General features: G+C 63.3%; 24 protein-coding genes. 7 read left to right on the forward strand and 17 right to left on the reverse strand.

The annotated features are described in order from the left end of the window. Positions 1-41: 41 nt before the first annotated feature. Positions 42-1,550: an esterase-like activity of phytase family protein gene (locus BM408_RS02305; RefSeq protein WP_175541656.1), complete on the reverse strand. Its 1,509-nt coding sequence runs from the start codon at positions 1,548-1,550 to the stop codon at positions 42-44. Positions 1,551-1,672: 122 nt separating this feature from the next. Here BM408_RS02305 and earP point away from each other — a divergent pair, with 122 nt between their 5' ends. The 3 genes from earP (at position 1,673) to BM408_RS02320 (ending at position 4,473) form a co-directional block, all read left to right on the forward strand. After that, positions 1,673-2,830, forward strand: coding sequence for an elongation factor P maturation arginine rhamnosyltransferase EarP (gene earP / locus BM408_RS02310; protein ID WP_092126476.1), 1,158 nt, complete (start codon positions 1,673-1,675; stop codon positions 2,828-2,830). Positions 2,831-2,947: 117 nt separating this feature from the next. Then, positions 2,948-3,502: an elongation factor P gene (efp, locus tag BM408_RS02315; RefSeq protein ID WP_092126478.1), complete on the forward strand. Its 555-nt coding sequence runs from the start codon at positions 2,948-2,950 to the stop codon at positions 3,500-3,502. A 107-nt stretch (positions 3,503-3,609) separates the two neighbouring features. Further along, entirely contained in the window at positions 3,610-4,473 is an 864-nt protein-coding gene (locus BM408_RS02320) for an LOG family protein (RefSeq protein ID WP_092126480.1), read from the forward strand. A 31-nt stretch (positions 4,474-4,504) separates the two neighbouring features. Here the strand turns inward: BM408_RS02320 and BM408_RS02325 are convergent, their stop codons facing one another. The 13 genes from BM408_RS02325 to BM408_RS02385 form a co-directional block, all read right to left on the reverse strand. Then, positions 4,505-5,701, reverse strand: a complete 1,197-nt coding sequence (locus BM408_RS02325; protein WP_092126482.1) for an MFS transporter — start codon at positions 5,699-5,701, stop codon at positions 4,505-4,507. A gap of 87 nt (positions 5,702-5,788) precedes the next feature. Next, on the reverse strand, positions 5,789-7,147 hold the full coding sequence (gene rmuC / locus BM408_RS02330; protein ID WP_092126484.1) for a DNA recombination protein RmuC: 1,359 nt from the start codon (positions 7,145-7,147) through the stop codon (positions 5,789-5,791). Between the two features lie 75 nt (positions 7,148-7,222). Beyond that, positions 7,223-8,209 carry a 2-hydroxyacid dehydrogenase gene (locus BM408_RS02335; protein ID WP_092126486.1) on the reverse strand — a complete coding sequence of 329 codons (987 nt, stop codon included), beginning with the start codon at positions 8,207-8,209 and terminating at the stop codon, positions 7,223-7,225. Positions 8,210-8,216: 7 nt separating this feature from the next. Then, positions 8,217-9,512: a citrate transporter gene (locus BM408_RS02340; RefSeq protein ID WP_254774675.1), complete on the reverse strand. Its 1,296-nt coding sequence runs from the start codon at positions 9,510-9,512 to the stop codon at positions 8,217-8,219. A gap of 64 nt (positions 9,513-9,576) precedes the next feature. Further along, complete coding sequence (gene pncB / locus BM408_RS02345) at positions 9,577-10,773, reverse strand: nicotinate phosphoribosyltransferase (RefSeq protein ID WP_092126488.1); 1,197 nt, start codon at positions 10,771-10,773, stop codon at positions 9,577-9,579. Positions 10,774-10,870: 97 nt separating this feature from the next. Further along, positions 10,871-11,218, reverse strand: a complete 348-nt coding sequence (locus tag BM408_RS02350; RefSeq protein ID WP_092127293.1) for an FKBP-type peptidyl-prolyl cis-trans isomerase — start codon at positions 11,216-11,218, stop codon at positions 10,871-10,873. Positions 11,219-11,299: 81 nt separating this feature from the next. Continuing rightward, positions 11,300-11,962 (reverse strand): ABC transporter ATP-binding protein, encoded by a 663-nt coding sequence (locus tag BM408_RS02355; protein WP_092126490.1) that lies wholly within the window; start codon positions 11,960-11,962, stop codon positions 11,300-11,302. Continuing rightward, positions 11,955-12,725, reverse strand: coding sequence for an ABC transporter ATP-binding protein (locus tag BM408_RS02360; RefSeq protein ID WP_092126492.1), 771 nt, complete (start codon positions 12,723-12,725; stop codon positions 11,955-11,957). Before BM408_RS02360 ends, BM408_RS02355 begins: the two co-directional genes overlap by 8 nt. Then, positions 12,725-14,605, reverse strand: coding sequence for an ABC transporter permease (locus BM408_RS02365; protein WP_092126494.1), 1,881 nt, complete (start codon positions 14,603-14,605; stop codon positions 12,725-12,727). Before BM408_RS02365 ends, BM408_RS02360 begins: the two co-directional genes overlap by 1 nt. A gap of 4 nt (positions 14,606-14,609) precedes the next feature. Further along, complete coding sequence (locus tag BM408_RS02370; RefSeq protein ID WP_092126496.1) at positions 14,610-15,356, reverse strand: nitroreductase; 747 nt, start codon at positions 15,354-15,356, stop codon at positions 14,610-14,612. Further along, positions 15,353-15,796 (reverse strand): acyl-CoA thioesterase, encoded by a 444-nt coding sequence (locus BM408_RS02375; RefSeq protein ID WP_092126498.1) that lies wholly within the window; start codon positions 15,794-15,796, stop codon positions 15,353-15,355. Before BM408_RS02375 ends, BM408_RS02370 begins: the two co-directional genes overlap by 4 nt. Further along, entirely contained in the window at positions 15,768-16,772 is a 1,005-nt protein-coding gene (locus tag BM408_RS02380; protein WP_092126500.1) for an NAD(P)H-binding protein, read from the reverse strand. The genes BM408_RS02375 and BM408_RS02380 overlap by 29 nt, the downstream gene beginning before the upstream one ends. A gap of 69 nt (positions 16,773-16,841) precedes the next feature. Further along, complete coding sequence (locus BM408_RS02385) at positions 16,842-17,789, reverse strand: histone deacetylase family protein (RefSeq protein ID WP_092126502.1); 948 nt, start codon at positions 17,787-17,789, stop codon at positions 16,842-16,844. 256 nt (positions 17,790-18,045) lie between these two features. Here BM408_RS02385 and BM408_RS02390 point away from each other — a divergent pair, with 256 nt between their 5' ends. Next, positions 18,046-18,594 (forward strand): phasin family protein, encoded by a 549-nt coding sequence (locus tag BM408_RS02390; protein ID WP_092127296.1) that lies wholly within the window; start codon positions 18,046-18,048, stop codon positions 18,592-18,594. Between the two features lie 222 nt (positions 18,595-18,816). Here BM408_RS02390 and BM408_RS02395 read toward each other — a convergent pair whose 3' ends face one another. Next, positions 18,817-19,800, reverse strand: a complete 984-nt coding sequence (locus BM408_RS02395) for a patatin-like phospholipase family protein (protein ID WP_254774676.1) — start codon at positions 19,798-19,800, stop codon at positions 18,817-18,819. A gap of 39 nt (positions 19,801-19,839) precedes the next feature. On the opposite strand from BM408_RS02395, the gene BM408_RS02400 reads away from it, so the two are divergent. Both BM408_RS02400 and BM408_RS02405 read left to right on the forward strand, forming a co-directional pair. Beyond that, complete coding sequence (locus BM408_RS02400) at positions 19,840-20,883, forward strand: extracellular solute-binding protein (RefSeq protein WP_092126504.1); 1,044 nt, start codon at positions 19,840-19,842, stop codon at positions 20,881-20,883. A 172-nt stretch (positions 20,884-21,055) separates the two neighbouring features. Then, positions 21,056-21,823, forward strand: coding sequence for a 3-hydroxyacyl-CoA dehydrogenase (locus BM408_RS02405; protein WP_092126506.1), 768 nt, complete (start codon positions 21,056-21,058; stop codon positions 21,821-21,823). 6 nt (positions 21,824-21,829) lie between these two features. Here BM408_RS02405 and BM408_RS02410 read toward each other — a convergent pair whose 3' ends face one another. Continuing rightward, positions 21,830-22,762 (reverse strand): LysR family transcriptional regulator, encoded by a 933-nt coding sequence (locus tag BM408_RS02410; protein WP_092126508.1) that lies wholly within the window; start codon positions 22,760-22,762, stop codon positions 21,830-21,832. Positions 22,763-22,872: 110 nt separating this feature from the next. Between BM408_RS02410 and ggt the strand changes: the two genes are divergently transcribed. Further along, positions 22,873-24,744 carry a gamma-glutamyltransferase gene (gene ggt, locus BM408_RS02415; protein ID WP_092126510.1) on the forward strand — a complete coding sequence of 624 codons (1,872 nt, stop codon included), beginning with the start codon at positions 22,873-22,875 and terminating at the stop codon, positions 24,742-24,744. A gap of 40 nt (positions 24,745-24,784) precedes the next feature. Here the strand turns inward: ggt and BM408_RS02420 are convergent, their stop codons facing one another. After that, on the reverse strand, positions 24,785-26,464 hold the full coding sequence (locus BM408_RS02420; protein ID WP_092126512.1) for a tripartite tricarboxylate transporter substrate-binding protein: 1,680 nt from the start codon (positions 26,462-26,464) through the stop codon (positions 24,785-24,787). Positions 26,465-26,476 lie beyond the last annotated feature (12 nt).

The raw sequence follows: 26,476 nt of genomic DNA on the forward strand, positions 1-26,476 counted from the left end.
GGCAGGGCCGATGCCCCGGAGGTCCCGCCCGGCAAAGGGATTCAGCCCGGCCGGTAGTCCATGAGTTTTTTCGGCAACCGGATCAACCACAGGCGGGTCGGCTTCTCGTCATCACTGCCATTGATGATTTCGTACCTGAGCGGCGCTGCGCCCTTGCATTTTTTACCCCCCAGGACGCCGGCTGCATCCACCTTGCAGTCATCCACCTTGATGGCTTTGCCAGCCGCATCGACGATTCGCGCCGACACGCCAAAGTCGTTGTCGTTGATCAGCGCCAGCGTGTCGTCATTCACCAGGGCCAGGCCCTCGGCTTTCTCGGGCAGCCAGCCGTACAGAAGCTTTCCGCCCGCATCTTTTTTTCGCAGGTCGAGGATTTCCAGCCGTTTCGCAGCAGCAACCCCGGCCGCCGACAACTCGCCCAGGTCGCCGGCATATTCCAGCTCAAGCCCGTCCGCCAGTTTTTTGCCGGTCAGGTCGGTGGCGCCGGCCACATCCACGGCGACCAGCAGGTTGTGCACTTCACCGTCGGCCTTGAATTTGCCTTGCTCGATCAGCACAAAGCGCGTGTCGCTCAGGGCGACGATGTCGCCGATCTTGGCATCCTTGCTTTTGCCGTACCGGGCCAGGTCGTGTGGATAGGCAAACATGCGGGTCGCGCCGTTGGCCGGGTTGAACTCCACCAGGCGGGTAAAGGGGGCTTTGCCGGTATGCCGGGCCGACGGACCGCTCCCTATGTCGGGCATCTCCAGGATGCTCTGGATGGCCATGACCAGCTTGCCTCCGGGCGTGATGGCCAGACCTTCGCAGCCGCGATTCGGCTGGCGGAACTGAATCACCTCCGGCAGGCCGCTGGCTGGGGCGAATTTGGCCACAATGCGGCCGCTGTCAACCGCCACCTTGATCAGGTAGGGGCCGTATTCATCGCAGATCCAGACGTGCTTGCCGTCCGGATCCCTGGCAATGGCCTCCGGGTCAATGCCATTGGGATCGAACCCCAGGGTGGCTTGCAGGGCTTCGGTCAAAGGGGTTTCGCCCGAGGACCCGATACCGGCCTGCACCGGGCGGCCGCTGACGTTCACGCCCTCTGCGGTTTTGATGTCAGTCACCGATACCAGCTCAGCCACCCCTTTGCGGACGCGGATCAGGCCAAATTTGGGCACGTAATCGGGCGCCGGAAACGCCTTGGTCTTGTCGGCCCCGTCCGGACCACGGCTGCCGCGGCCCAGGTCGGGCGAGTCGCCGTTGGGGCCACGATCAGTCAGCGCGTAAAACCACAAGCTACCGTCTGCATCCCTGTTGCGCAATGTCAGCCCAGAACCGGGTGCGATCGGAAAACCTTGAGGAAAGCGCTGCCGGATGCCTGCATCCGTGCCGTTGTACGGAACGTAAAAACGGGGCGCAATCTGCACCGTATGCCGGGTCAGCGTCACACCATCAACGACAGATTTTTTCGCCTCTTGAGCGCTTGCCGCCATGCCGGCACCCACTGCCAACAACAAAATACCGCTGATGGCCCGTGCGCGCAGCGCCGATAGAGGATGTCGAATCACGATGAGCTCCATGTCAGATTGATGGCGGTTTGTACCCACCCCGGGTGACATGGCCATGACATACGGGTCACCCCATGCCACCGCGCAGGGGAAGGCAGCAAGGCTGCATCACAATACCCGCCATGGCCGGCGCACATGTTTGGGACATTTTTTGCAAAGTCATCGACAACTTCGGGGACATCGGCGTGTGCTGGCGCCTGGCCGCCGACCTGGCCTCGCGCGGCCACACCGTGCGCTTGTGGGCAGATGACGTCACCGCATTGGGCTGGATGGCGCCCTCGGGCTGCGAAGGGGTGCGCGTGCTGCCCTGGCCGCAGGACGGCACGCCGCTGGATCTGGAGGCCGCAGGGTTTGCACAGCAACCGCCCGACGTGCTGATTGAAGCCTTCGGTTGCGAAATTGCTCCTGAATTCATAGCTGCCTGCGCAAGTAACACGAGGGCAGGAGGCCTAAAACCCGTATGGGTTAACCTGGAATACCTCTCCGCCGAGGCCTACGTCGAGCGCTACCACGCCATGCCCTCGCCCGTGCAAAGCGGCCCGGCGGCGGGCTGGACCAAGTGGTTTTTCTACCCCGGCTTCACAGCCGATACCGGCGGACTGCTTCGGGAACCGGACCTGCAAGCCAGACAGCAAAGCTTTGACCGCACCGGCTGGCTGAAAAGCCAGGGCATCGCCTGGGGCGGGGAAATGCTGGTGTCCCTGTTTTGCTATGAGCCCCCAGCCCTCGAAAGCCTGCTAGCGCAGTTCGCCGCGCACGGCCTGCAGGGCAAGCCCGTGCATTTGCTGGTGGCCGCCGGGCGCGCCACAAGCGCCGTCCGGGCTCTTTTGGGTGATGAGAATCGGCTGCAACCCAATAAAGACGGGCGCAAGCAGCTATCAATTTCATACTTGCCGCTTTTGGAGCAAACCGGGTTTGACCACCTGCTTTGGGCCTCTGACCTGAACTTCGTGCGCGGTGAGGATTCGCTGGTGCGGGCGCTCTGGGCCGGCAAGCCCTTTGTCTGGCATATCTACCCGCAGCACGACGACGCCCACCTGGCCAAGCTGCAGGCCTTCCTCGATATGCTGCAAGCGCCGCCCTCGCTGCGGGCGTTTCACGCGGCCTGGAACGGGAAAACGGCGCCGCAAACCACGGCCGATAACCCAGCAGCCAGTGCGGCCGCCCTGCTGGATGACCTGCCTGCCTGGCAAGCCGCCGCGCTGGCTGCGCGCACCCGCCTGATGGCGCAAGACGACTTGAGCACCCGCCTGCTCGGTTTTGTGGCAAAAAAACGCTAAAATAGAGGGCTTTGCGGACTAGCTCGAAGGTCAACCAGACTTTGGCGTCCTGCACAACCCGCCGCGGAACCCGCACACCGGTGCATGCGTTTAGCGGCTTACCTCAGTGAAACTGCTATGAAAATCGCTCAAGAAATCCGCGCCGGCAACGTCATCATGCACGGCAAAGACCCCATGGTGGTGCTCAAGACCGAATACAGCCGCGGCGGCCGCAATTCCGCCACCGTGCGCATGAAGCTCAAAAGCCTGGTCGCCAACTTCAACACCGAAGTCGTGTTCAAGGCCGACGACAAGATCGACCAGATCGTCCTGGACAAGAAGGACTGCACCTACTCCTACTTCGCCGACCCTCTGTACGTCTGCATGGACTCCGAGTTCAACCAGTATGAAGTCGAAGCCGAAAACATGGGCGACTCGCTCAACTACCTGCAAGACGGCATGGAACTGGAAGTCGTGTTTTACGACGGCAAGGCCATCTCGGTCGAACTGCCCACCAGCGTTCAGCGCGAAATCACCTGGACTGAACCCGCCGTCAAGGGCGACACCTCCGGCAAGGTCCTGAAACCCGCCAAGCTCGCCACCGGCTTTGAAATCGGCGTGCCAATCTTCGTGGCCCAAGGCGACGTGGTTGAAATCGACACCCGCACCGGCGAATACCGCAAGCGCGTCTAAACGCAGCCGCTTCGGCTCACAAAAAAGGCTCCTCACGGAGCCTTTTTGCTTTGTACAGGGCCATCCCCCAAAGCCTCCCTGTCATCTTGATCGTTGACAATAAGTGCATGGAACAAAAACAAGACCTCTCCGTCAGCCGCCTGGCCAATGCCTGGGCTGAACTTCAAGCCTATGCCAGAGAAGGCACTCCGCTGGAGGCCGACGCATCGCGGCTGGCATTTGCCGACCCGGAGTTTTTGCTGCGGCGCGAAACCCGCGGCATACGCTTTCAACTGGAATTGCTCAAGCCCGACCTGGAGCAGCAAGCCCATGGCATCGAAAACACGGTGGTGGTTTTCGGCAGCGCCCGGTTTCGCAGCGAAGAAGACTCCGTCACCATGGTGGCTGAAGCCGAGGCCAGCGGTGACGCTGAAGCCATAGACCGCGCACGCAAGCTGGCGCGCAACGCCCACTATTACGAAAAGGCCCGCGCCTTCGGCAAGCTGGTGGCGCAATACAGCGAAGACAAATCGTCCGACAAAAAGCTCTTTATCTGCACCGGCGGCGGCCCCGGCATCATGCAGGCGGCCAACCGCGGCGCGCACGAGGCCGGCGGCTTGAGTGTGGGCCTGGCCATCGCCCTGCCCATGGAAGAAGCCGCCAACCCCTATGTGCCGCCCGAGCTGTCGTTCAAGTTCCACTACTTCGCCCTGCGCAAGATGCATTTCATGATGCGCGCCAAGGCGCTTGTGGTGTTTCCCGGCGGCTTTGGCACGCTGGACGAACTCTTTGAAGTCGTCACGCTGGTGCAGACCCGCAAGGCCAAGCCGGTGCCCATCATTCTCTTCGGCAGCAGCTACTGGAAGCGCCTGCTCAACACCGACATGCTGGTGGAAGAAGGCGTGATATCGCCCCACGACCTGAAGCTCTTTCAGTATGTGGACGACGCGCAGGTCGCATGGGACCTGATCAAGGACTTTTACCGGCTTTAGGGGTTTTAGCCTCTTCAGGGCTCAGCAGGCGTCAGTGCTTGACGTCGTGCCCGGCATGCGCAGGCATGCTGTCTTTGAGCAGCCAGGCCGCCCGGGAGCCAAAGCCGACCACGGCGCCGGTGGCCCAGAACACCCCGGCAATACCCACCAGCGCGCCGGCAGAGCCGAAGAGCATGGGCATCACCACGCTCGAGGCGTTGATCGCCATCAGCCGCAGCCCCAGCGCTTCGCCGTGCCGCGCCTCTGGCGTGATCTGGTGCAGCATGCTCATGACCATGGGCTGCACCATGCCCAGTGCAAAGCCCAGCAGGATGGAACATATGCCCATGCCGATCGCGGAATGCATGAGCGGATAGATGCCAAACAGCACCGCCGTGATGAGCATGGAGGCGGCCAGCACCTTCCACTCGCGCAAATGGGCCGCCACCAGCGGCATGAGCATGCGGATCAGGGCGGCGGCAACAGCAAAGGCGCCGAGTATGGTGCCGATCACCGAAGCGCTGATGCCCCTTTCAAAACCCAGCACCGGCACCACAAAGGTGTGCACATCCCAGCACGAGGACAAGAACCAGTTCACCATCATCAGCCGGCGGAAGGTGGCCTGGCGCAGCAGGTCCCAGGCCTTGGGCTGCGGGCCGCCGCTGGCCGCGATGACCGGCGGCAGCTCACGCGTCTTGCGCACAAGAAACCAACTGGCCATCGGCAAAATCGCCATCAGCAGGAACGCCGCGCGGTAACCCGATGTGCTGCCCGGCATGGCGCCCACGTGGTCAATCAGCAAACCGGCTGAAAAAGGCCCAACAAAGTTGGACACCGCCGGGCCAATGGACAACCAGCTGAATACCTGCCTGAGCTGCAACGCCCCCACAGCCGCCCGGCCCACATGGCGCTGCAGCGAAATCACCGCCGCGCCAGTAGCGCCGCCGGTCATCAGCGCCGCAAAACACAGCACCGGAAAAATCGGGAAAGCCACCGCCGCCCCGGCCCCCAGCACGGCGGCAAACACGCTGTAGCTGATGGGCCGGCGCAAGCCGTGCCTGTCGGCAAAACGGCCGGCCGGCAGCGCCAGGAAGACCTGCGTCAGGGCAAAAAGCGCCAGCAGCACACCGACAGCCGCAGGGCTGTAGCCTTCGCGCAGCGCCAGCAGCGGCGCGGCCATGCGTGTGCCCGCCATGCACGCGTGCAGGCAGATCTGCGCCACGATAAGGCGTGCGAGTTCAGGCGTCATGTTTTAAGTAAAAAGTAGCCCCAACCCAATCACGGCGTGCACTACCAGCTATTAATTTAATAGCATATAAACACCGCGTCATGACGCTCATTCACCCAGCAAGTCGGTATCAGCCACCGGCGGCAGCAAGGATTGCGACTCGATTTCAGGCAGCGCCTCTACCTTGCGCAGCGCCAGCCGCATCTGCTTGGCGCGGGTGTCGGCCTTGTCCAGCGTGTCGGAAGCTTTCGCGACCTGCTCCTTGATGCGCGCGACCCACTCGCCGTACCGCTCGAACTCGGTTTTGACGGCGCCCAGGACCTTCCAGACTTCAGAAGCCTGCTGCTCCAGCGCCAGGGTGCGAAAGCCCATGTGCAGGCTGTTGAGCATGGCCAGCAGCGTGGTCGGCCCGGCCAGCGTCACACGGTACTGGCGCTGGATCGCGTCCATCAGCCCCGGGCGGCGCAGCACCTCGGCATACAGGCTTTCAACCGGCAAAAAGAGGATGGCGAAATCGGTGGTGTGCGGCGCGGCCAGGTAGTTCTCGGCGATGGACTTGGCTTCAGTGCGGATGCGCGCTTCAAGCGCCTTGCCGGCTGCCTCAACGGCCACCGGGTCAACCCGCTCATGCGCATCGAGCAGGCGCTCATAGTCGTCGCGCGGAAACTTGGCATCGACCGGCAGCCAGACCGGCGAGCCGTCGTCGCCGCGGCCCGGAAAGCGGATCGCAAAATCAACCCGCTGGCCGCTGCGCGGCTTGGTCTCGACCTGCTTGGCGTACTGATCTACCGTCAGCACCTGCTCAAGCAGCGCTTCAAGCTGGACTTCACCGAACATACCGCGCGTCTTCACATTGGTCAGCACGCGCTGCAGGCTGCCGACACCGACCGCCAGCGTCTGCATTTCGCCCAGGCCTTTGTGCACCTGCTCAAGCCGGTCGGCCACCTGCTTGAAGCTTTCGCCCAGCCGGGTCTCCAGCGTGGTTTGCAGCTTTTCATCGACCGTCTTGCGCATCTCGTCGAGCTTGGCCGAGTTGGTTTGCTGCAGCTGGGCGAGCTGCTTTTCCAGCGTTTCGCGCACTTCCACCATACGCCTGGCATTTGACTCACTGACGGACTGAAGCTGCGTGGTCAAGGTATCCGACAGGGTTTTCTGAAGCAAGGTGAGCTGCTGCGCAAACGCGTCGATCTGGGTGTTTTGCGTGCGAATGGCTTCGGCGCTTTGCTGCACCAGGGTTTGCTGGAAGGTCGCAAAGGTAGTGGCCAGTTCCTGCCGGCTACTGCGCGAGTTGTCGCCGATCTCGCGCCGCAGCTCACGCTCGAGCTTGTCATGGCCGGCCGCCATGCCGGCCAGCAGTTCTTTGCGCCCTTCGTCGGAAGGTGCGGCCGGCTTGCGCAATGCCAGCCAGACCAGCAGCAACAGGTTGGCTACCAGCAAGGCCAGGGCAAATATCAACCAGGGTTCCATGGATGTGCGTGTCTCGGTGCTGGGTTGTTATTTTTCGATGAACTGCCTATTGTGCCGCGTCTGCCTGAGCGCTATTTATTTGATAGCTAGTACCGCAGCATTTAAGGGGGTCAAAGGCTTCTTCCCGCCAAAGAATGCAATCAGGTTATCGGCGGCCAGGCTGGCCATGGCCAGGCGGGTGGGTATGGTCGCGCTGGCGATGTGCGGTGTCAACACCACATTGGGCACGGTCAGCAGATCGGAGTGCACCTTGGGCTCGCCTTCGAACACGTCAAGCCCGGCGGCGGCAATGCGCTTGTCCCTGAGGGCTGCCGCCAGCGCCGCATCATCCACAATGCCGCCGCGCGCAATGTTGATCAGGTTGGCGGTCGGTTTCATCAGCGCCAGCTCGGCCGCGCCAATGGTGTGGTGCGAAGCCGGCGAATAAGGCAGCACCAGCACCAGATGGTCGGCCGTCTTGAGCAACTCTTCTTTGCCGACATAGCTGGCCTTGCATTCGGCCTCCAGCGCCGCGTCAAGCCGTGAGCGATTGTGGTAAATCACTTTCATGCCAAAGCCATGGGCGCCGCGTTTGGCAATACCCTGCCCGATCCGGCCCATGCCGAGAATGCCCAAGGTGGCGCCGTGGATGTCGGAGCCCGCGAACATGTCATAGCTCCATTTGGTCCACTTGCCGGCGCGCAGGTAGTGCTCGCTCTCGGTGACGCGGCGGGCTGTGGCCATCAGCAAGGCAAAGCCGAAGTCGGCCGTGGTTTCGGTCAGCACATCGGGCGCATTCGTGGCCAGCACGCCGGCAGCCGTCATCGCGTCGATGTCGAAGTTGTTGTAGCCCACTGCCATGTTGGCGCAGATTTTCAGGCCCGGGCAGGCCGCCAGCACCTCGGCGTCGATGCGGTCGCCGCCGGTGGTGAAGGCGCCGTCCTTGCCTTTGAGGCGTTCGGTCAGTTGGGCTTTGGACCAGGTTTCATCGCTCTGGTTGGACTCGACCTCGAAATGCTGCTCAAGGCGGGCAATCACTTCAGGAAATACGGCACGGGCAACAAGGATCTTGGGTTTCTTCATGATGGTCTCACTGTGAATTCGAAACCGGCGCAGCCGGTTGTTGAGGGAAATGAATGATGCCGGACGCAGCGGGCGTTACCGTGACCGCGGCTTGCAGGACGCGAGGCGCATCAGGACGCCAGCCCAGCAGCGCCAGCAAGACAAAAAAGCCGGCGACATAGGCCAGCGCCACATGCCAGCCGCCCTTGACCCAGGCGCTGACTGAACGGGCCTCGGGGTACATGTTTGAAAGGGCCACACCTGCGGACGACCCAAACCACAGCATGCTGCCGCCAAAGCCGACGGCATAGGCCAGGAAACCCCAGTCGTACCCGCCCTGGCGCAAGGCCAGCGCCGTGAGCGGAATGTTGTCAAACACGGCGCTCACAACACCCAGGCCGAAAGCGGTTTGCCAACTGGCGGCCGGCAAATGCTGCACCGGCATCATCGAAGCGCAGAGCACCAGCGATAGCAGGAACACGCTGCCGCGCGTGGCCTCAGGCAGCAAGGCCCATTGGGGGCGGCGCCAGGGTGTGGTCAGCAACACTGCGGCCCACACTGCGAGACCAATGACTGGAAGCTGCTCCAGCACCGCCGGATCACGCAGGTTGAAATACACATTGGCCGCCACAGCCGACAACAGGATGATGGCCACAATCGCCAGCCGCGCCCAGTGCAGGTGCGCGCCTGGGGCGGCATCTTTCATGATGGGCTGCAGCGCATGCTGCTGGCGCGCGGCAATCACGCCAAAGATGGCCAGCGCCACCACCGCGCCCACATAGGACTCAAAAACCTGGCCGGGCGAGACGCCGGCAATCCACATCATGGTGGTGGTTGTGTCACCCACCACGCTGCCCGAGCCGCCGGCGTTGCTGGCAGCCACGATGGCGGCGAGAAAGCCGATGTGCACCCGCTTGCGGTACAGCACGGCCGCCATGGAGCCGCCGATCATGGCGGCGGCAATATTGTCGAGAAAGCTGGAGATGACAAACACCAGCACCAGCATCACAAAACCGCCCTTCCAGTCGTCGGGCAGGTAGCGCGGAAGCAGCGCCGGAATACCGCTTTTCTCGAAATGATCAGACAGCAAGGCAAAGCCCAGCAAGAGGCCCAGCAGGTTGCCCAGCGTCACCCACTCATGCGCCAGCAGCTGCAGCAGGCCGCCCAGGCCCGGTACGCCCGAAAAATCCCCAAACACCAACTTGTAAAGCGTGATCGCCACAAGCCCCGTCAGCGCCACCTTCAGCGTGTGGTGATGAAACAGCGCAACGCCCAGCAGCGTCAGGCCAAACAACACAAAATCAAGGGGGACACCGATAGCCACGCGCTGTTTTTTTAAGTGAGTAAAGAGGCAGGTGGATGGGAGGAAAACAACCGAAAACGATCGATTATGCAGGCGACGTAATTTCAAACACCTGCCGCAAATACGCCAGGTATTTTTCGTCGTCGCACATGTTCTTGGAAGGCGTGTCGGACAGCTTGGCCACAGGCTGGCCATTGCAGCGGATCATCTTGATGACGATCTGCAGCGGCTCGTAGCCCAGGTCGTTGGTGAGGTTGGTGCCGATACCGAAAGCCAGCTGGCAACGCCCCCTGAACTGCTGGTAGAGCTCAATGGTGCGCGGCACCGTCAGGCCGTCGCTGAAGATCAGCGTCTTGGTCTGGGGGTCGACCCGGTTCTTGGCGTAATGCGCCAGCATGCGCTCACCCCAATCGAAAGGGTCACCGCTGTCGTGGCGGGCGCCATCAAACAGCTTGCAGAAATACATGTCGAAGTCGCGCAGGAAGGCGCTCATGCCGTAAACGTCCGACAAAGCGATCCCAAGGTCACCACGGTATTCCTTGGCCCACGACTCGAAGCCAAAGACCTGGCTGTCGCGCAGGCGCGGACCCAGCGCCTGGCAGGCCTGCAGGTATTCGTGCGCCATGGTGCCCAGTGGCGTCAGGCCCAGCTTCATCGCATACAGCACATTGCTGGTGCCGGCCAGTTGGCCGCCCGCGCCGGTGCCCAGGCGCGTCACCAGGGTGCGCAGCACTTCTTCGTGCCAGGCTTTGCCGAATCGGCGGCGTGTGCCGTAATCGGCAATTTTGAGCGTGCGCAGGCCCTGGGTCTGCAGCTCGCCGATCTTGGTCTCCAGGCGCTTGCGGCCTTCGGCCAGATCCGCCTTCTTTTGCGTGTTGCGAAAGTAGACCTCGTTGATGATGGCCAGCACCGGGATTTCAAACAGGATGGTGTGCAGCCAGGGCCCTTTGATGGACACATCGATCTCGCCCGAAGGCAAGGCCGTGACGCTGACGTATTTTTCGTTGAGCCGGAAGATGCCGAGGAAGTCGACAAAATCGCTCTTGATGAAACGCATGGCCTTGAGGTAGGCCAGCTCGGCATCCTGAAAGCGCAGGCTGCATAGGCCGCGTATCTCTTCGCGGATCTCGGTCACATAGGGTGCGAGATCGCCGACACCTGACGCGCCGGCATTGCGGCACTTGAACTTGTACTCCACCTCCGCGCCCGGAAACTGGTGCAAGACCACCTGCATCATGGTGAACTTGTACAGATCCGTATCGAGCAGGCTGGTGATGATCATGGCAAAGCTTCAGAGCCGCAGCGAAGACGCCTTGGCGGTTAATCCGGTGAACAAGCCCCGCGCGAATGCAGCGCCGGGGCTTTCAGCTCGCGCTGGCTCAGGTACCGAGAAAATCCACTTCAAACAGCAAAGTGGCATTCGGCGGAATCACACCGCCGGCGCCACGTGCGCCATAACCCAGTTCCGCCGGAATGATCAGGCGGCGCGTGCCGCCTACCGACATGCCTTGCACGCCTTCGTCCCAGCCGCGGATGACCTGGCCGGCGCCGAGCGAGAACTCGAAGGGCTGGCCGCGGTCTTTGCTGGAGTCAAACTTCGCGCCTTGCACGCCGTCGTTGTAAAGCCAGCCGGTGTAATGGACCTTGACATGCTGCCCTGCCTTGGCAATGGCGCCGGTACCTTGCACGGTGTCTTCGTACTGCAGGCCGGAAGGGGTGGTGGTGATGTTGCTCATGGGGATACCCTTCTGAAGGAAATGGGAGGATGAAAAGAAAAGAGGCGAAAAAGGGGCAGAAGCGGGTCTTCTTCACGAACCCCTGACTTTACCCGCAACCAGCAAAACCAGCCTGTCGGCACGGGATGCCAGTAACTGGTTCTGCTCGGCCACCAGAAGGCCCAGGCCTTCCTGCTTGAGCGTCAGGAGCGCATCGCGGATGGACTCCACCAGCACGGGCGCAATGCCTTCGCAGGGCTCATCGAGCAACAGGATGCGGGGCGCCGTCATCAGCGTGCGGGCAATTGCCAGCATCTGCTGCTCGCCGCCGCTCATCTGCGCCGCGCGGCGCTCCAGCATGGTCTTGAGCGCCGGGAAGAGATCCAGCGCGCGGGCTTCGAGCGCGGCGGCGTCGCGGCGCACCGCAATCCGCAGGTTTTCGCGCACGGTGAGATCGGTGAACAAGCGGCGGTCTTCAGCCACATAGCCGAGGCCGGCACGCGCCCGGCGGTGGGTGTCCCAGCGCTCGATCGCCACGGGGCCGGCCGTGGATGAACCCACCGGGTCCTGTACCTGATAACGAATGCTGCCTTCGGTCCGCACTTCCAGGCCCATGACCGACTTGAGCAGCGTGGACTTGCCCGCGCCATTCAGGCCCTGCAGCACGACCAGTTCTCCCGGTGCTACTTGCAAGGAGACATCGAACAAGGCCTGCGCCGGGCCATAGAAGGCATTGAGGTTTTGCACGTCAAGCATGGCTGACCCCCTCACCAGCGGCTTCACCGGCAGCTTCGCCCAGGTAGCGGCTGCGCACGACCGGGTCACGCGAGATTTCGTCAAACGATCCTTGCGCGGCGAGCTTGCCTTCGATGAGCACCAGCACGCGGTCGGCCACACCGGCCACGGCGTCCATGTTGTGTTCGGTGTAAAGCACGGTCATGCCCTGCCCTGCCAGGCCTTTGACCAGTTGCATCAGGCTGGCGCGCTCGGGCCCGGCCAGGCCTGCGGCGGGCTCATCCAGCAGCAGCAATTGCGGCCTGGCGGCCAGCGCCACAGCCAGCTCCAGCCGCTTCTTGGCGCCATAAGGCAAGCTCAGCGCATCCTGAGCAGCCAAAGCCTCCAGCCCGGTTTGAGCCAGCAGCGCCAAAGCCGGCTCGCGCATCTGGCCACTCAGCCCCTTGAACGCCGATATGGCCCACAGGCCACGTTGTGCCTGCGCCGCCAGCTGCACATTTTGTAGCACCGTCAACGCCTCAAAAACCTGCGCCACCTGAAAAGTGCGGGCCACGCCGTGTTGCAGCCGGGCTTGCGGGCTCAGGCCCTCCAGCGCCACGCCCTTCCACGCGATATGGCCGCCCGTGAGCGGGTACTGGCCTGCAATGCAGGCAAAGGTGGTGGATTTGCCGGCGCCATTCGGGCCTATCAGGGCGACGCACTGGCCCGGCAGCACCTCAAAGCTCACACCGTCGACCGCGCGGATGCCGTCAAAGTGCTTGACCAGTTGCTGGACTTGCAGCATCAGCGCTCTCCCCCGCCGCGCCTGGGCTGCTTGAGAAGGTCTGTCAGCCGCCCAACCAAGCCCATCAACCCCGACGGCGAGGCCACCATGATCAGCATGATGAACACACCCAGCAGGCCACGCCAGTACGTCACTTCCCGGCCCAGCTCGGCGCCGGCATAACTCAGCACGATGCTGCCGACCACGGCGCCCCACAGCTGGTGCACGCCGCCGAGCAGTACCACCAGCAAGGCATCGACTGACGTGGAAACCGCCGCCAGCGAAGGAAACACCGCACCCTTGTGCGCCGCAAAAAGGCCGCCCGCAAGGCCTGCCAGCACGGCGCTTTCCACAAAAATCCGGTACTTGAGCCAGCCCACGGCCAGACCCGAGGCGGAGGCGCGCATGGGCGCATCACGCAAGGCCTGGAGCGCGGCGCCCAGCACGGAACGCCCCAAAAAACGCAGCGCAAAGACCGCCACCAGCACAAGGCCTACCAGCAGGGCGTAAAACAGGGGGCGTACTTCGTCGCTCACAAGAGTGAGGCCGATCAGGCCGTTGTCGCCGCCCGTCAGGTCCACCCACTGCGTCGCACCCGCCCAAACCACCTGCGCCAGGGCCAGCGACAGCATCGCCAGATACACACCGCTGCTTCGGACCACCGCCGCACCAAACACCGCCGCCACAGCCAGCGCGGTGGCGCAACCCGTTGCCAGCGCAAGCGGAAGCGAAGCGCCCCAGAGGCTGTGCGACAGCGCCGCGCCATAAGCGCCCAGCGCAAAGAACGCGGCATGGCCAAAGCTGACCAGGCCACCCAGCGCCATCATGGATTGCAGGCTGACGCCGAAGATCATCAGAATCAACGCGTCGGCGGCCAGGGCCTGCCAGTAAGGGCCACCCGCCCACGCCACATAAGCCAGCACCACGAAGGCGGCAGCCACCAGCGAAGAGCCTGCCAGCCCCATCCCGAGGCCGCGAAACTTCTGGGCAGGCTCACGCACACCGCCCTCTTGCGAAGAGATGGCCTTGCCATTGAGGCCTTGAGGCCGGAACACCAACACCACCGCCATCGTCAGGAACACAATCACCAGCGTGGCCTGCGGAAACACACTGATGCCGAACGCATGGACCAGCCCGATCAGCAACGCCGCCACAAAAGCGCCGCCTATGCTGCCCAGCCCGCCCATCACAACGACGACAAAGGTCTCCACGATCACGTTCATGTCCATTTGCAGGTGGGCCGGCTCGCGCGGCAACTGCAAGGCACCGGCAAGGCCCGCCAGCGCGCAGCCCAGCACAACGGCGCCCAGCATCAGCGGGCGTGGATTGACGCCCAGCGCCTGGAGCATGGAGCGGTCTTGCGTGGCGGCGCGCAGGCGCTGGCCAAACAGCGAGCGCCGCAGCAGCAGGTGCAGCCCCAGCCAGACCAGCGGGCCCAGCGCGATCATCGCCAGCTGGTAGACCGGAAAGAATTCGTCGCCGATCTGCACCGAACCCTTGAGGCCGGGAAAGCGCGGCGCGAAGACTTCATCAGGCCCAAAACCCCACTGCATGGCGTCGTGCATCGCCAGCGTCAGGCCGAAGGTAGCCACCAGCTGGTAAAGCTCGGGGGCGCCCGTCATTCGCCTTAACAAGAGAAATTCGGCCACAGCGCCCGCCAGAGCAGCGCAAGCAGCTCCTAAAAGAATAGCAAGCAGATAGAGCGGCGCACTCTCGCCCCAGGCCGGAAACCAGTGGGTGACCCAGTGCGCGGTAAACAGCGCGCCCAGCATGAAGAAGCTGCCGTGCGCAAAATTGACGATGCGCGTCACGCCGAAGATCAGCGTGAGGCCCGCCGCCATCAGGAACAGCGTGGTGGCGTAAGACAGCCCGCCCAGCAGCTGGACCACGGAAAAGGTCATCCAGTCAATCCAGCCAGGTGGTGAACTTTTCAGCCGGCACGCGTGGCGTTCTGAAGGTGTTCACCAGCGCCGTTTCATCGGCATAGCCCAGCGCCATGCCGCACACCAGCATCTCGTTGTCACCCGCGCCAATGTGCGGCAGGATGATCTTTGCGAAGCCGTTCCAGGCTGCCTGCGGGCAGGTGTGCAGGCCCAGGCCGCGCGCGGCCACCATGAGGCTTTGCATGAACATGCCGTAGTCGACCAGCGAGCCGCGGCCCATCACCCGGTCCAGCGTGAACATCAAGCCCACGGGCGCATCGAATAGCTGGAAATTGCGGTGATGCTGCGCATGCATCTTGTCTTTGTCACCCTTGACGATGCCCAGCAGGCCGTAAAGGCCCCAGCCGTTTTCGCGGCGGCGGTCGATGTAGGGAGAGACCCACTTTTCAGGGTAGTAGTCGTATTCCTCTCGGTACTCGGCAGCCAGGGCCGGGTTGGCGTACAGCGCATCGTGGGCCTCGCAGACTTTGCTGACGAGCGCGTCGCGGCTGGCGCCTTGCAGCACATAGGCCTTCCAGGGCTGGGTGTTGGTGCCCGAAGGCGCGCGGCTGGCGACTTCCAGCAGGTGGGCGATGGTTTCGCGCGGCACCGGCTTGGGCAGAAACATGCGTATCGACTGGCGGCTGACGATGGCTTCGTCTACTGCATTGCGTGCGTCGCCCGGCTGACGCGGGCTGATATAGGAAAGCACGGGCGGTGCCTGCGTCATCTGAGGGTCTCCAGTACAGAAAGAAGTTCGGGGGGCAGCGGCGCCGGCCTGCGCGTCGCGCGGTCCACATAGACATGAATGAAATGGCCCCGGGCCGCGCACAGCGAATCTTTGTCGCCCGGGAACAAAGCCACCTCGTAACGCACGCTGGACGAGCCCACATGCGCCACGCGGATGCCTGCGACCACCGGCTCCGGAAAAGCCAGCGGCGCGAAGTAATTGCACTGGGTTTCGATGACCAGGCCGATCACGCCGCCGGTATGGATGTCGATGGCGCCGCGCTCAATCAGCAGGCCGTTGACGGCCGTGTCGAACCAGCTGTAGTAGACGACATTGTTGACGTGGCCGTAGACATCGTTGTCGGACCAGCGGGTGCCGATGTCGCGGAAAGCTTTGTAGGCGCTGCGGGCTTCAGCCTGCGGGCGTGTCGGGGAGGTCATGAGGACCTATTTTGCCAGCGTGCACCTGGTGGGGCTCAGGCTGTGTTTTTGGCTGAATCGCCGGCCTGATCGCAAGGGGCTCACGCCCCAGCAATTCCGGCAAACGGTTGGGCGAAGGCACGTTGTCCCGCTGCAGCAAAATCCAGTGCCCATACGAAAAAGGCGAAAAGTGCAGGACATCGCACACGTGGGCGCCCAGGCGTGCCGCCCAGTTGGGAGTGGGAATCTGCAATGCGCGGGTGCCTGTGTAATCGGCGCGAAGCTCGCGCAGGTACTCCGCGTAGCCGTAGCGGCGAATGCCGCCCAGCTCAACTTCACGGTGGCCTGCCAGTGAAGGAAGCGCGGCAAGCACTGCGAACGCCTTTCCCAGATCGGTGGCCGCCATGGCCGCAATGCCGCCGCGCGCGCCGCGTGGAATGAAGTGCACCGGCGAGCGCGACAAGCCGCGCAGCCAGCGGGCGCCGAAGCCGCCCTCGCCGTCGAGCAAAGAAGGCCGCACGATGGCGTAGTCGCTGCCCGAAGCCGCGATGGCGCGTTCACCCAGCAGTTTGCTGGAGAGAAAGCGACTTTTGGCGCCTTCGTGCAAGCCGAGAGCGGAAGTGTGAACAAAACGAATATTGGCGCCGGCGCATGCAAGGGCCAGCGCTGCGGGCGCGCGATGGTGCACGTGGTCATAGGACTCGTTGGGCCGCTGGCGCAGGATGCCCACGCAATTCACAACCACGTCCACGTCTTTCAGCAAAGACGCCCACGCATCGGGCTGCAGCAAGTGCTCAAAGCGCACGAGGTGCAGGGACGCAAAGGGATAGGCGCTTTTATGGCGCTCAGGGTGGCGGCTGCCTATTGCCACCTGCGCGCCCGAAGCGTGCAAGGCCGCTACAGCATGGCGGCCGATGAAACCGGTGCCGCCCAGCACCAGCACACGAAGCGCGCCAGCGGGAATGTTTTTTGGGGAGTCCTCGGTATCAGGCGGCATGTGGGTGGCTCGGCTTGTTCTTGTGGGCGCCGGGATGGCCAAGGCAATGTAGCAGCAATCCACGAAGGGCTAAGGGTTCCAGCGTTTCCAGTATTCGAGCGCGACCCGGTAGGTGTTCACTTGCACCTGCACGGTTTCATCGATGTTGACGCCGTAGCCGCCCGCCATCGAAAACGCCAGCGGAATGCGGCGCTGCCAGGCCCAGTCAAAGACACGCCGGTCGCGCGCCTCCAGGCCGTCAAAGCTCAAAGACAAGCGGCCCAGGCGGTCGCCTTCAAAGGGGTCCGCACCGGCCAGGAACAGCACCAGCCCCGGTTCAAAGCGCCGCTCCAGTTCATCCAGCGCATGTTCCAGCGCCTGCAGATAGGCAGCGTCGCCGCAGCCGTCGGGAAGGTCCACGTCAAGGTCACTGGCCTCCTTGCGGAAGGGAAAGTTCTTTTGTCCATGCAGCGAGAGCGTGAATACGCTGGCGTCGGCGGCAAAGATGCTGGCGGTGCCGTTGCCCTGGTGCACGTCCAGGTCGATGATGGTGACCTGCAGCGGTTTGCGCTCGTGGCGATGCAGCCGTGCCCACTCTGCCTGCATCAATCGCGCCGCCACTGCCGCGTCGTTGAAGACACAAAAGCCGCCGCCTTTGTGGGCATACGAGTGGTGCGTGCCGCCGGCCAGGTTGGCGGCAATACCCTCGCCCGGCTTGCCTGCCGGGCCCATTGCCACGCGGGCGGCTGCGACGGTGGCGCCCGCTGAGCGCCGCGCGCGCTCGGCCATGCCCGGGCTCCAGGGAAAGCCGATCTCGCGCTGTGCGGCCGCCGGCAAGGTGCCGTGGGTGATAGCGTCTATGTAGGCTGGCGTATGAACCAGCGCCAGCTCACCATCCGTGGCGGCCGGCGCCTGCGCCATGCGGACCTGCGGGAGTTCGTTCACCAGCCGGTCGCGCAGCAGGCGGTATTTCGCCATGGGAAAGCGGTGCCCCTGGGGCAGCGGCAGCACAAAGTTGTCGGCGTAAAAGGCTTGCAAGGTGGGGGATCCGGAAGAGGTTTAGCCATTGTGGCCCAAGGGTTTCAGCGCCGCGGAAAGGGCGAATCTGGATACTTTTGCACTCTGTTTTAGTGCGCCAACTAGGGCTCCGCCTCTAAATTGGTGCAGTGCAACAAAAAATGCTTGCAATGGGGCGGGTATTCCCTATACTTGGGCTTATGTTGCAGTGCAGCAATTCAGCGCAAAGCAACTGTTGACCCCTTAGTTGACCCTTAACCACCTATATTGGAGATTCATTATGCTGACCGCTGAACAAGTTCTCGCTTCCCACAAAGCCAACATCGAAACCCTGTTTGGTCTGACCCACAAAGCCTTCGAAGGCGTTGAAAAGCTGGTCGAACTGAACGTGCAAGCCACCAAGGCTGCCCTGGCTGAAACCGCCAACCACACGCAAGCTGTTCTGGGCGTGAAAGACGCACAAGAACTGCTGGCCCTGCAAGCCGGCCTGGTCCAGCCCCTGGCTGAAAAGACCGCTGCTTACAGCCGTCACCTGTATGACATCGCTTCGGCCGCCGGCGCCGACCTCGGCAAGACCTTTGAAGGCCAGGCCGCTGATGCACAAAAGAAATTCGTCGGCCTGGTCGACAACGCCGCCAAGAACGCACCCGCCGGTTCCGAAACCGCTGTGGCTGTTCTGAAGAGCGCCGTTGCTGCTGCCAACAACGCATTTGAGTCGGTCCAAAAAGCCGTGAAGCAAGCCAGCGACATCGCTGAAGCCAACTTCAACACGGTAGCCGCTTCCGCAGTGAACGCCACCAAGGCTCCTGCCGCTAAAAAGCGCTAAGCCCAGGCGCCTCGTGCGCCACCGTTCATGGAGCAGCTTTCGCAGGCCCTGTTCAGCTGAGCAGGGTTTCAGACCAGTTGTCTCCTCGGGTCCCTTCTGAATTCATTTCACGGACCCCTTAAAGCCTAATCGTGAGATTGGGCTTTTTTTTGGTCGAAATTGAAGCAGAATCAGCCTGAAATCCAATACGAAGGGCGCAAGCTGCTCCTGAAACAGTAGCAGCTACGGCAACAGCCTCTGGACCTGGCCGCCTGCGGCTTCGAGCCTGGCCTTCAATTGCGGCAAGGCGGCCAGCATGGCGGCCCGGCCTGAGTCGATGGCGCGCTGCCGCGCCGAGAAGTCGGCGCTTTTCAGGCCCGCGAGCGAGGGCCGCACCACCACATCAGCGTCCTTCAATTCGTACTGGTTGATGCTTTTGCCCATGATGGCAAAGGTCTGCAGCAGGATCTGCAGCGTGTCGCCGGCCGGGTTGGCTTCCGGCGGGCTGGAGATATCCACCGCCACGACGATATCCGCCCCCATCTGCCGCGCAAAGCGCACCGGCACCGGCGACACCAGGCCGCCATCCACATACTCGCGCCCGTTGATCTTGACCGGCACAAACACCGCCGGCACCGCACTGGAGGCACGCACCGCCGTGCCGGTATCGCCGCGCTGGAACAGCACGGCCTGCCCGCTGTTGAGGTCGGTGGCGACTATGCCCAGCGGGATGGCCATGTTTTCCATCAGCCGGTTGGCCACCAGGTCGTTGACATAGCGGGCCAGCGCATCGCCGCGAAACATGCCGCGGCCAAAGATCGGCAGCATCCAGTCGGTGATCGCGACTTCTTCCATGTTCAGCGCGGTCTGCTGCAGTTGCGCGCTGGTCTTGCCGCTGGCATACAGCGCCGCCACCAGGCTGCCGGCCGATGTGCCGACCACCAGCTGCGGCTTGAGCCCGGCCTCCTCCAGCACGGCGATCACGCCCACGTGCGCAAAACCACGCGCCGCGCCGCCACCCAGCGCAAGGCCGATGCGCACCGGCTTTCTGGCCGCTTCCGCAGGCGGCGGCACGACGGGCGCAGCCGGGCCTGAGGGCACCGCAGCGCAACCGGCCAGCAAGGAAAAAACCGTCGCCAGGCCAAGCCCGGACAGCCGGCCTTGCCACCACGAAGACTTGGTCAGCGTAGGGACTCTTTCAAGAATGATTCTTATTTGTTTTATCATCGTCGAGCTTCAAAAATGCCTGTAAGGAAAGAGAAAGTTATGTACAAAAAAGTGGTTCTCTCGTCACTCATGCTGCTGGCAGGCCTGGCCTCCGCCCAGGAGCAGGTGGTCAACTTGTATTCTGCCCGCCATTACCAGACGGACGAAAAGCTCTACAGCGATTTCACCAAGGCCACCGGCATCAAGGTCAACCGCGTGGACGCGGACGACGCCGGCATCCTGGCGCGCCTCAAGGCTGAAGGCGCAGCCTCTCCCGCCGACGTGATCCTGCTGGTTGACGCCGCCCGCCTGCACAAGGGCGACATTGACGGCCTCTTCAAGCCCATCAAATCGCCAGCCCTCGAAGCCGCCATCCCGGCCAAGCTGCGCGCCAAGGAAACGGCCGAAGGCACGACCTGGTTCGGCTTCTCGACCCGCGCACGCGTCGTGGTGTTCGACAAGCTCAAGGTCAAAAAGGCCGACGTGGACACCTACGAAAAGCTGGCCGACCCGAAGAACAAGGGCCTGCTGTGCACCCGCTCGGGCGCCCACCCCTACAACCTCTCGCTCTTCGGCGCAGTGACCGAGCATCTGGGCGAAGCCAAGGCTGAGGAATGGCTCAAAGGCCTGGTGGCCAACATGGCGCGCGACCCCAAGGGCGGCGACAGCGACCAGATCAAGGCTGTGGCCAGCGGCGAATGCGGCATTGCGCTGACCAACACCTACTACCTGGCGCGCATCATGCGCTCCAACGCGGCTGACGACAAAGTCGTGGCCGACCGCGTCGGCGTGGTCTTCCCGAACCAGGACAGCTGGGGCACGCACGTGAACATCGCCGGCGCCGCTGTCGCCAAGAACGCCAAGAACACGGCCAATGCCGTCAAGTTCATGGAATACCTGGCCAGCCCCAGCGCGCAGGAATACTTTGCCAACGGCAACAACGAGTGGGCCGCTGTGCCCGGCCTGGGCGTGAGCAACCCCGCCCTGAAGGCCATGTCGCCTTCGGGTAACGGCAGCTTCAAGTCGGAAACCATCCCGATCAGCGCCGTGGGCAACAACCAGCTCAAGGTGCAGCAGATGCTGGACCGCGTCGGCTACAAATAAGCCAGCGCCCCGCTTTTGCGACAAGCCCGGCCGCCGAAAGGCGCCGGGCTTTTTTCATGCGCTGCTCATGCGCCATAATTGACGTTTACGTTAACGTCATGTCGCTCATGTTGTACAAGAAGCGCACACGGCGTCCACAAAACCCCTCACTCTTCTCACTCAAGGAACCACCATGGAAATCGCAGGCAAAGTATTTATCGTCACCGGCGGCGCATCGGGCCTGGGTGAAGGCACGGCGCGCATGCTGGTCGCCAACGGCGCCAAAGTCGTCATCGCCGACATGCAGGCCGACAAAGGCGAAGCCATCGCCAAAGACCTGGGCGCCGATAAGGCCGCCTTCGTCAAATGCGACGTGAGCCAGGAAGCCGACGGCCAGGCCGTGGTGGCCAAGGCGCTCACCATGGGCAAGCTGATGGGCCTGGTGAACTGCGCAGGCATTGCGCCCGCCGAAAAAACCGTGGGCAAAAACGGCGCGCACAGCCTGGCCACTTTCAGCAAGACCATCACCGTCAACCTGGTGGGCAGCTTCAACATGATCCGCCTGGCGGCCGACGCCATGTGCAAGAACGAACCCGAAGCCACCGGCGAGCGCGGTGTGCTGATCTCCACCGCCTCCGTAGCGGCGTATGACGGCCAGATCGGCCAGGCCGCCTACAGCGCCTCCAAGGGCGGCATTGTCGGCATGACCTTGCCGATTGCCCGCGATCTGGCGCGCAACGGCATCCGCAACATGACGATTGCTCCCGGCATTTTCGGCACGCCCATGCTCTTTGGCATGCCGCAAGAGGTGCAGGATTCGCTGGCCGCCGGGGTTCCCTTCCCGTCACGCCTGGGCACGCCGCAAGACTATGCGCGCCTGGCCAAGCACATCATCGAGAACGACATGCTCAACGGCGAAGTGATTCGCCTGGACGGCGCGATCCGCCTCGCACCCCGCTAAGCCCGTTTAGAGCACAGGCGGATGCAGCGCTGCCAGCCGTTCGGTCAGCAGCGCTGAAAGCCTTTCTATCACCTCATTGACGCGCGCCGGCACATAGCGCCGGCTGGGCACCACGGCATAGAGCGGCGACGGCTCGCCCAGGTGGCCCGCAAACAGGCGCACCAGCTTGCCGCTGGCCAAAGAGGCCATGAGGTCGATCTCGGACTGGTACACAATGCCCCGCCCCTCCAGCGCCCACTGCAGCGCAATCGACGCATCATTGCAGGCCAGCGGCCCGGCCACGCGCACCTGGAAGGGCGCGCTGGCCTCTCCCTTCAATTCGAACGGCCACTGGTCTTGCCGGCGCTCGCGCACATGGCAGACCAGACAGTCGTGCTGCGCAAGTTCGCTGGGGTCCATCGGCGTGCCGCGGCGCGTCAGGTAGTCCGGGCTGGCGCAGGCCACGCGGCGGGCCGGCGCCAGCAAGCGCGCCGAGTGGGTTGAATCCATCAAGGGCCCATTGCGCAAGGCGATGTCTATGCCCTCGCGCACCAGGTCCACGCGCGCGTCGCTGATCTGCAGATCGATTTCAATGCCCGGGTGGGTATTGGCAAATTCGGCCAGCCAGTAGGCCAGCATTTCGCGGGCCAGCATGGCAGTGGCCGTGATGCGGATACTGCCCGTGAGGCCAAAGGTACCGGCACGCACTTTGGCCTGGCCCTCAGACACCAGCTCCAGCGCGCGGCGCGCATGGTCGACCATGACTGCGCCTTCGGCCGTCGGGCGCACGGCGCGCGTGGTGCGCTCAAAGAGGCGTACGCCCAGAGAGGTTTCCAGCCGCTTGATCGCCGCGCTGACAGCGGCCGTGGAAAGCCGGCATCGCTTGCCCGCCCCGGTAAGGCTGCCGGTCTCCGCCGTGGCCAGCAGCACGCGCAGGGCATCGAGATTGTCAAATTCCATGGAAGAGTGATTTCTCCGAAACGCCGTTGTGGGGCAAAGGGCCGCTGGCTATATTTGCCTTGGGGGCCCGCAGCCCCGCGACAAGCAACAACTACATTCAAGGATATCCCATGAGACACGCCTTACCGGCACTGGCAGCCACCGCGCTGCTGGCCGCCTGCGCCAGCAGCCCCTCTTCCTTCACCTACCAGGTTCCCGCCGATGAAGTCGCGCGCGGCGCCAAGTACATGCAGCCCGAAGGCTCATCGGGCTTCACGCCCAAGCCGGGCTGGGCGACGAAAAAGTTTGCCGTGGCCGCGGCCAACCCGCTGGCCACCGATGCGGGCTACCAGATCCTCAAGGCCGGCGGCTCGGCCGTCGACGCTGCGATCGCCGTGCAGATGGTGCTCACCCTGGTCGAGCCGCAGTCCAGCGGCATAGGCGGCGGCGCCTTCATGCTGCACTACAACGGCAAGGCGGTTGAAGCCTTTGACGGCCGCGAAACCGCACCCGCGGCGGCCGATGAAAAACTCTTCCTCGCTGCCGACGGCAAACCCATGGCTTTTTACGACGGCGTGGTCGGCGGCCGCTCCGTCGGCACGCCCGGCACGGTGCGCATGCTGGAGATGGCGCACAGGCAATACGGCAAGCTGCCATGGGCGCAGCTGTTCGCGCCTGCCATCCAGCTTGCCGAACAGGGCTTCAGGGTCAGCCCGCGGCTCAACACCCTGCTCAAAGACGAAAAATACCTGGCCAAGAATGACGCTACGGCCGCGGCCTATTTCTACAAACCCGACGGCACGCCGGTCGACACCGGCAGCACCTTGCGCAACCCCGCGCTGGCCGACGTGCTCCGCCAGATTGCCGCGGGCGGCTCCAAAGCATTGCTTGAAGGCAAGGTGGCCGAGGCCATCGTCAGCAAGGTACGCAGCCACGCCGGCAACCCGGGCAAACTGGCAATGAGCGACCTGGCCGGCTACCAACCCAAAAAGCGCGACCCCATCTGCTCCGACTACAACGCCGGCGGCAAGGCCTACCGCCTGTGCGGTATGCCGCCGCCCAGCTCAGGCGCGATTGCCGTTGGGCAAATCCTCGGCATCCTGAACAACACACCCGCCAGCACGCTGGGCCTGGTCAGCGGCACCGGCGGTGTTCCCGGCACGGTGTCGCCCACGCCTTCCGCAGACTGGCTGCACCTCTACACCGAAGCCTCGCGCCTGGCCTTTGCAGACCGCGGCCAATACCTCGGTGACCCGGACTTTGTGCAGCCCCCGGGCGGCACCTGGATGAGCCTGCTGGACCCGGCCTACCTGACCGAGCGCGCCAGGCTGATCCAGCTCACAGGCCCCAGCATGAAAACCGCCAAACCCGGCGTGCCGGGCGCCGTCAAGACAGCCTACGCGCCCATGCCCGACCAAATCGAGCACGGCACCTCGCACATCAGCATCATCGACGGCTACGGCGACGCCATCGCCATGACCACAACGATTGAAGACCAGTTCGGCTCACGCCTGATGACCGACGGCGGCACCGGCAAGGCCGGCGGCTTTTTGCTGAACAACGAACTCACCGACTTCAGCTTTGCGCCGACAGACGCCGAAGGCAAGCCCGTGGCCAACCGCGTGCAGGCCGGAAAACGCCCGCGCTCGTCCATGGCGCCCACGCTGGTGTTTGATAAAAATTCGGGCCAGCTTGTCATGAGCGGCGGCAGCCCCGGCGGCGCGCTCATCATCCACTTCACCGCCAAGACGCTTTACGCCACGCTGAACTGGGGCCTCAATGCCCAGCAAGCCATCGACCTGCCCAACTTCGCCTCGCTCAACGGCCCGAGCATCCTGGAGGAAAAGCGCTTCTCGCCGGCGACGGTTGAGGCACTGCGCAGCCGCGGCGCCGAGGTGCGCGAGCAGACCATGACCAGCGGCCTGCAAGCCATCCAAAGAACGCCTGACGGCTTCTTCGGCGGCGCCGACCCGCGGCGTGAAGGCCTGGTATTGGGCGACTAAAAAGTATTCGATGCCGCCGGCCCGGGGCCGGCGCATCGGCTTACTTCACGCGCAATCGCTCAAGAACGCGGTTGAGGGAAGACCCCAGCTTGAGCGACAGGTCGACCTCCAGAGGCGTCGCCTTGACGGGCTCGAGGATTTGCGTTCCCGGGTCCAGGGCGCTTCTTTCGGCAAACCATTGCGGGTCAGACTGCAGCGCCTGCAACGCAGCGCTGATGTCTTTCACGGTTTGGGCCGGAACGTCCTTGGGAACGAAAATTGACCACCACACAGGGATCACAACGGGGAATCCCTGGGCCTGGGCGCTGATGGGCGGATAGCTGACCAAAGCATTCTCTTGCAGGGATGCAATCATCTTCAATCGTCCGGACCGCGCATGGACTTCGAAAGAACTTTGCACGTCACACGCAAGATCGATATTGCCGCCCATGACCTCCGCCACCACGGGCGCCATACCTCTGAATTCAACCGGCTGCACCAGGCTGGAACCAAACGCGCGTTCGAGCTCGAACAGACATGCTTCAGACGTGGCACCCGCACCGCTGATTCCCATTTTCAACGGGCGATTAAGCGCCACGCGATAAGCCAGCAACGACGAGAAGTTGGTCGCCGGACTGTTGACCGGCACGGCCAGGACCGCCCGGGTCTCTGACACCATGCCTACCGCCTGCAAGCGCGCGTCGCCACGCCCAGCCCTGGCCATCGAGGCGGCATAGGGGCTCAACAACCAGGTCTTTCCGTCAGCCGGGCTACCTCCTACCAGGTCAGCCACCTTGGCGCCGGGAATATCGATCACGTTCTCCACCTCGACCGAGGCATTCAACAATTTGCTCAACCGAGCCGACAGCTTGCGGGCCAATCCATCCGTCGGGCTTCCGGGCGCAACCGGCACGACAAGCCGAATACCGGAGCCGCTGAGCCCTCCGGCCGTGGCCGGAGCCTCACCGCCGCGCCCGGCCTTGAGCTTGAACGGCGCCAAGGGCAAGGTGTCGTACACGCTGGGGATCTGAACATGGTTGACTGAAAGCGCTTTCTCCACCACCGCCACGCGCGTGCGGCGTGCGATCTGCCGGAAATCAAGCGAGTCGTCGCTCATGGAGGCCAGGAGCTCACGCGTGAACAGTCCGTGCGGAACCGGGTCACTGGCCGACAGGCGGTCCAGGGCGGTCTGCCCCGCGCCGGCGCCGTACATCATGAACATGCCGGCCGGAACCGCTTGCGCCACCTCGCCCAGGCCGGGCCGCGGCATCAGGCCTCTTAACGCGGGGTTCGCGCGGCACGCATCCAGAATCATGGCCACAGCGCGGGGAGACACCGCAGCGATGCGGCTGATCAGGCTTTGCAGGGGAATGGCTTTCTTGACCGCGGCATCGGCATTGCTTCCGTCAAAGTCCACCGGTAAAAGAAAATTCTGGCGCGAGATTTCCAGGCCATGCCCCGAAAAATAAAAAACACCTTCCCCGTTCTTCCCCAACTGCCCAAGAAACCGCGAGAAAGCGGCCTCGAAAGCGTCGCGCGTGGCGTCGTGCACTTCAACCACCTCCCAGCCGGCCTGGCGCAACACATTGGCCACCGCTTTGGCGTCACTGACCGCGTTGACAAGCTTCGTGCCGGACGCGTAGTCGTTGTTTCCGGCCACAAACGCTACGCGGCCGTCCGCGCTCCAGGATGTACACGCACAGGCAAGCAAAGCCGCCGCCAGAAAGTATCTGAAGTTCATCGCCCCTCCTCA

It is taken from the genome of Polaromonas sp. YR568 (assembly GCF_900116715.1).
In the GTDB taxonomy this organism is placed as follows: domain Bacteria; phylum Pseudomonadota; class Gammaproteobacteria; order Burkholderiales; family Burkholderiaceae_C; genus Polaromonas.

Coding starts and splice junctions, on each gene's coding strand:
- earP (WP_092126476.1), top strand. CDS start 1,673: ATGGCCGGCGCACATGTTTGGGACATTTTTTGCAAAGTCATCGACAAC.
- efp (WP_092126478.1), top strand. CDS start 2,948: ATGAAAATCGCTCAAGAAATCCGCGCCGGCAACGTCATCATGCACGGC.
- BM408_RS02320 (WP_092126480.1), top strand. CDS start 3,610: ATGGAACAAAAACAAGACCTCTCCGTCAGCCGCCTGGCCAATGCCTGG.
- BM408_RS02325 (WP_092126482.1), bottom strand. CDS start 5,701: ATGACGCCTGAACTCGCACGCCTTATCGTGGCGCAGATCTGCCTGCAC.
- rmuC (WP_092126484.1), bottom strand. CDS start 7,147: ATGGAACCCTGGTTGATATTTGCCCTGGCCTTGCTGGTAGCCAACCTG.
- BM408_RS02335 (WP_092126486.1), bottom strand. CDS start 8,209: ATGAAGAAACCCAAGATCCTTGTTGCCCGTGCCGTATTTCCTGAAGTG.
- pncB (WP_092126488.1), bottom strand. CDS start 10,773: ATGATCATCACCAGCCTGCTCGATACGGATCTGTACAAGTTCACCATG.
- BM408_RS02355 (WP_092126490.1), bottom strand. CDS start 11,962: ATGCTTGACGTGCAAAACCTCAATGCCTTCTATGGCCCGGCGCAGGCC.
- BM408_RS02360 (WP_092126492.1), bottom strand. CDS start 12,725: ATGCTGCAAGTCCAGCAACTGGTCAAGCACTTTGACGGCATCCGCGCG.
- BM408_RS02365 (WP_092126494.1), bottom strand. CDS start 14,605: ATGACCTTTTCCGTGGTCCAGCTGCTGGGCGGGCTGTCTTACGCCACC.
- BM408_RS02370 (WP_092126496.1), bottom strand. CDS start 15,356: ATGACGCAGGCACCGCCCGTGCTTTCCTATATCAGCCCGCGTCAGCCG.
- BM408_RS02375 (WP_092126498.1), bottom strand. CDS start 15,796: ATGACCTCCCCGACACGCCCGCAGGCTGAAGCCCGCAGCGCCTACAAA.
- BM408_RS02380 (WP_092126500.1), bottom strand. CDS start 16,772: ATGCCGCCTGATACCGAGGACTCCCCAAAAAACATTCCCGCTGGCGCG.
- BM408_RS02395 (WP_254774676.1), bottom strand. CDS start 19,800: ATGATAAAACAAATAAGAATCATTCTTGAAAGAGTCCCTACGCTGACC.
- BM408_RS02400 (WP_092126504.1), top strand. CDS start 19,840: ATGTACAAAAAAGTGGTTCTCTCGTCACTCATGCTGCTGGCAGGCCTG.
- BM408_RS02405 (WP_092126506.1), top strand. CDS start 21,056: ATGGAAATCGCAGGCAAAGTATTTATCGTCACCGGCGGCGCATCGGGC.
- BM408_RS02410 (WP_092126508.1), bottom strand. CDS start 22,762: ATGGAATTTGACAATCTCGATGCCCTGCGCGTGCTGCTGGCCACGGCG.
- ggt (WP_092126510.1), top strand. CDS start 22,873: ATGAGACACGCCTTACCGGCACTGGCAGCCACCGCGCTGCTGGCCGCC.
- BM408_RS02420 (WP_092126512.1), bottom strand. CDS start 26,464: ATGAACTTCAGATACTTTCTGGCGGCGGCTTTGCTTGCCTGTGCGTGT.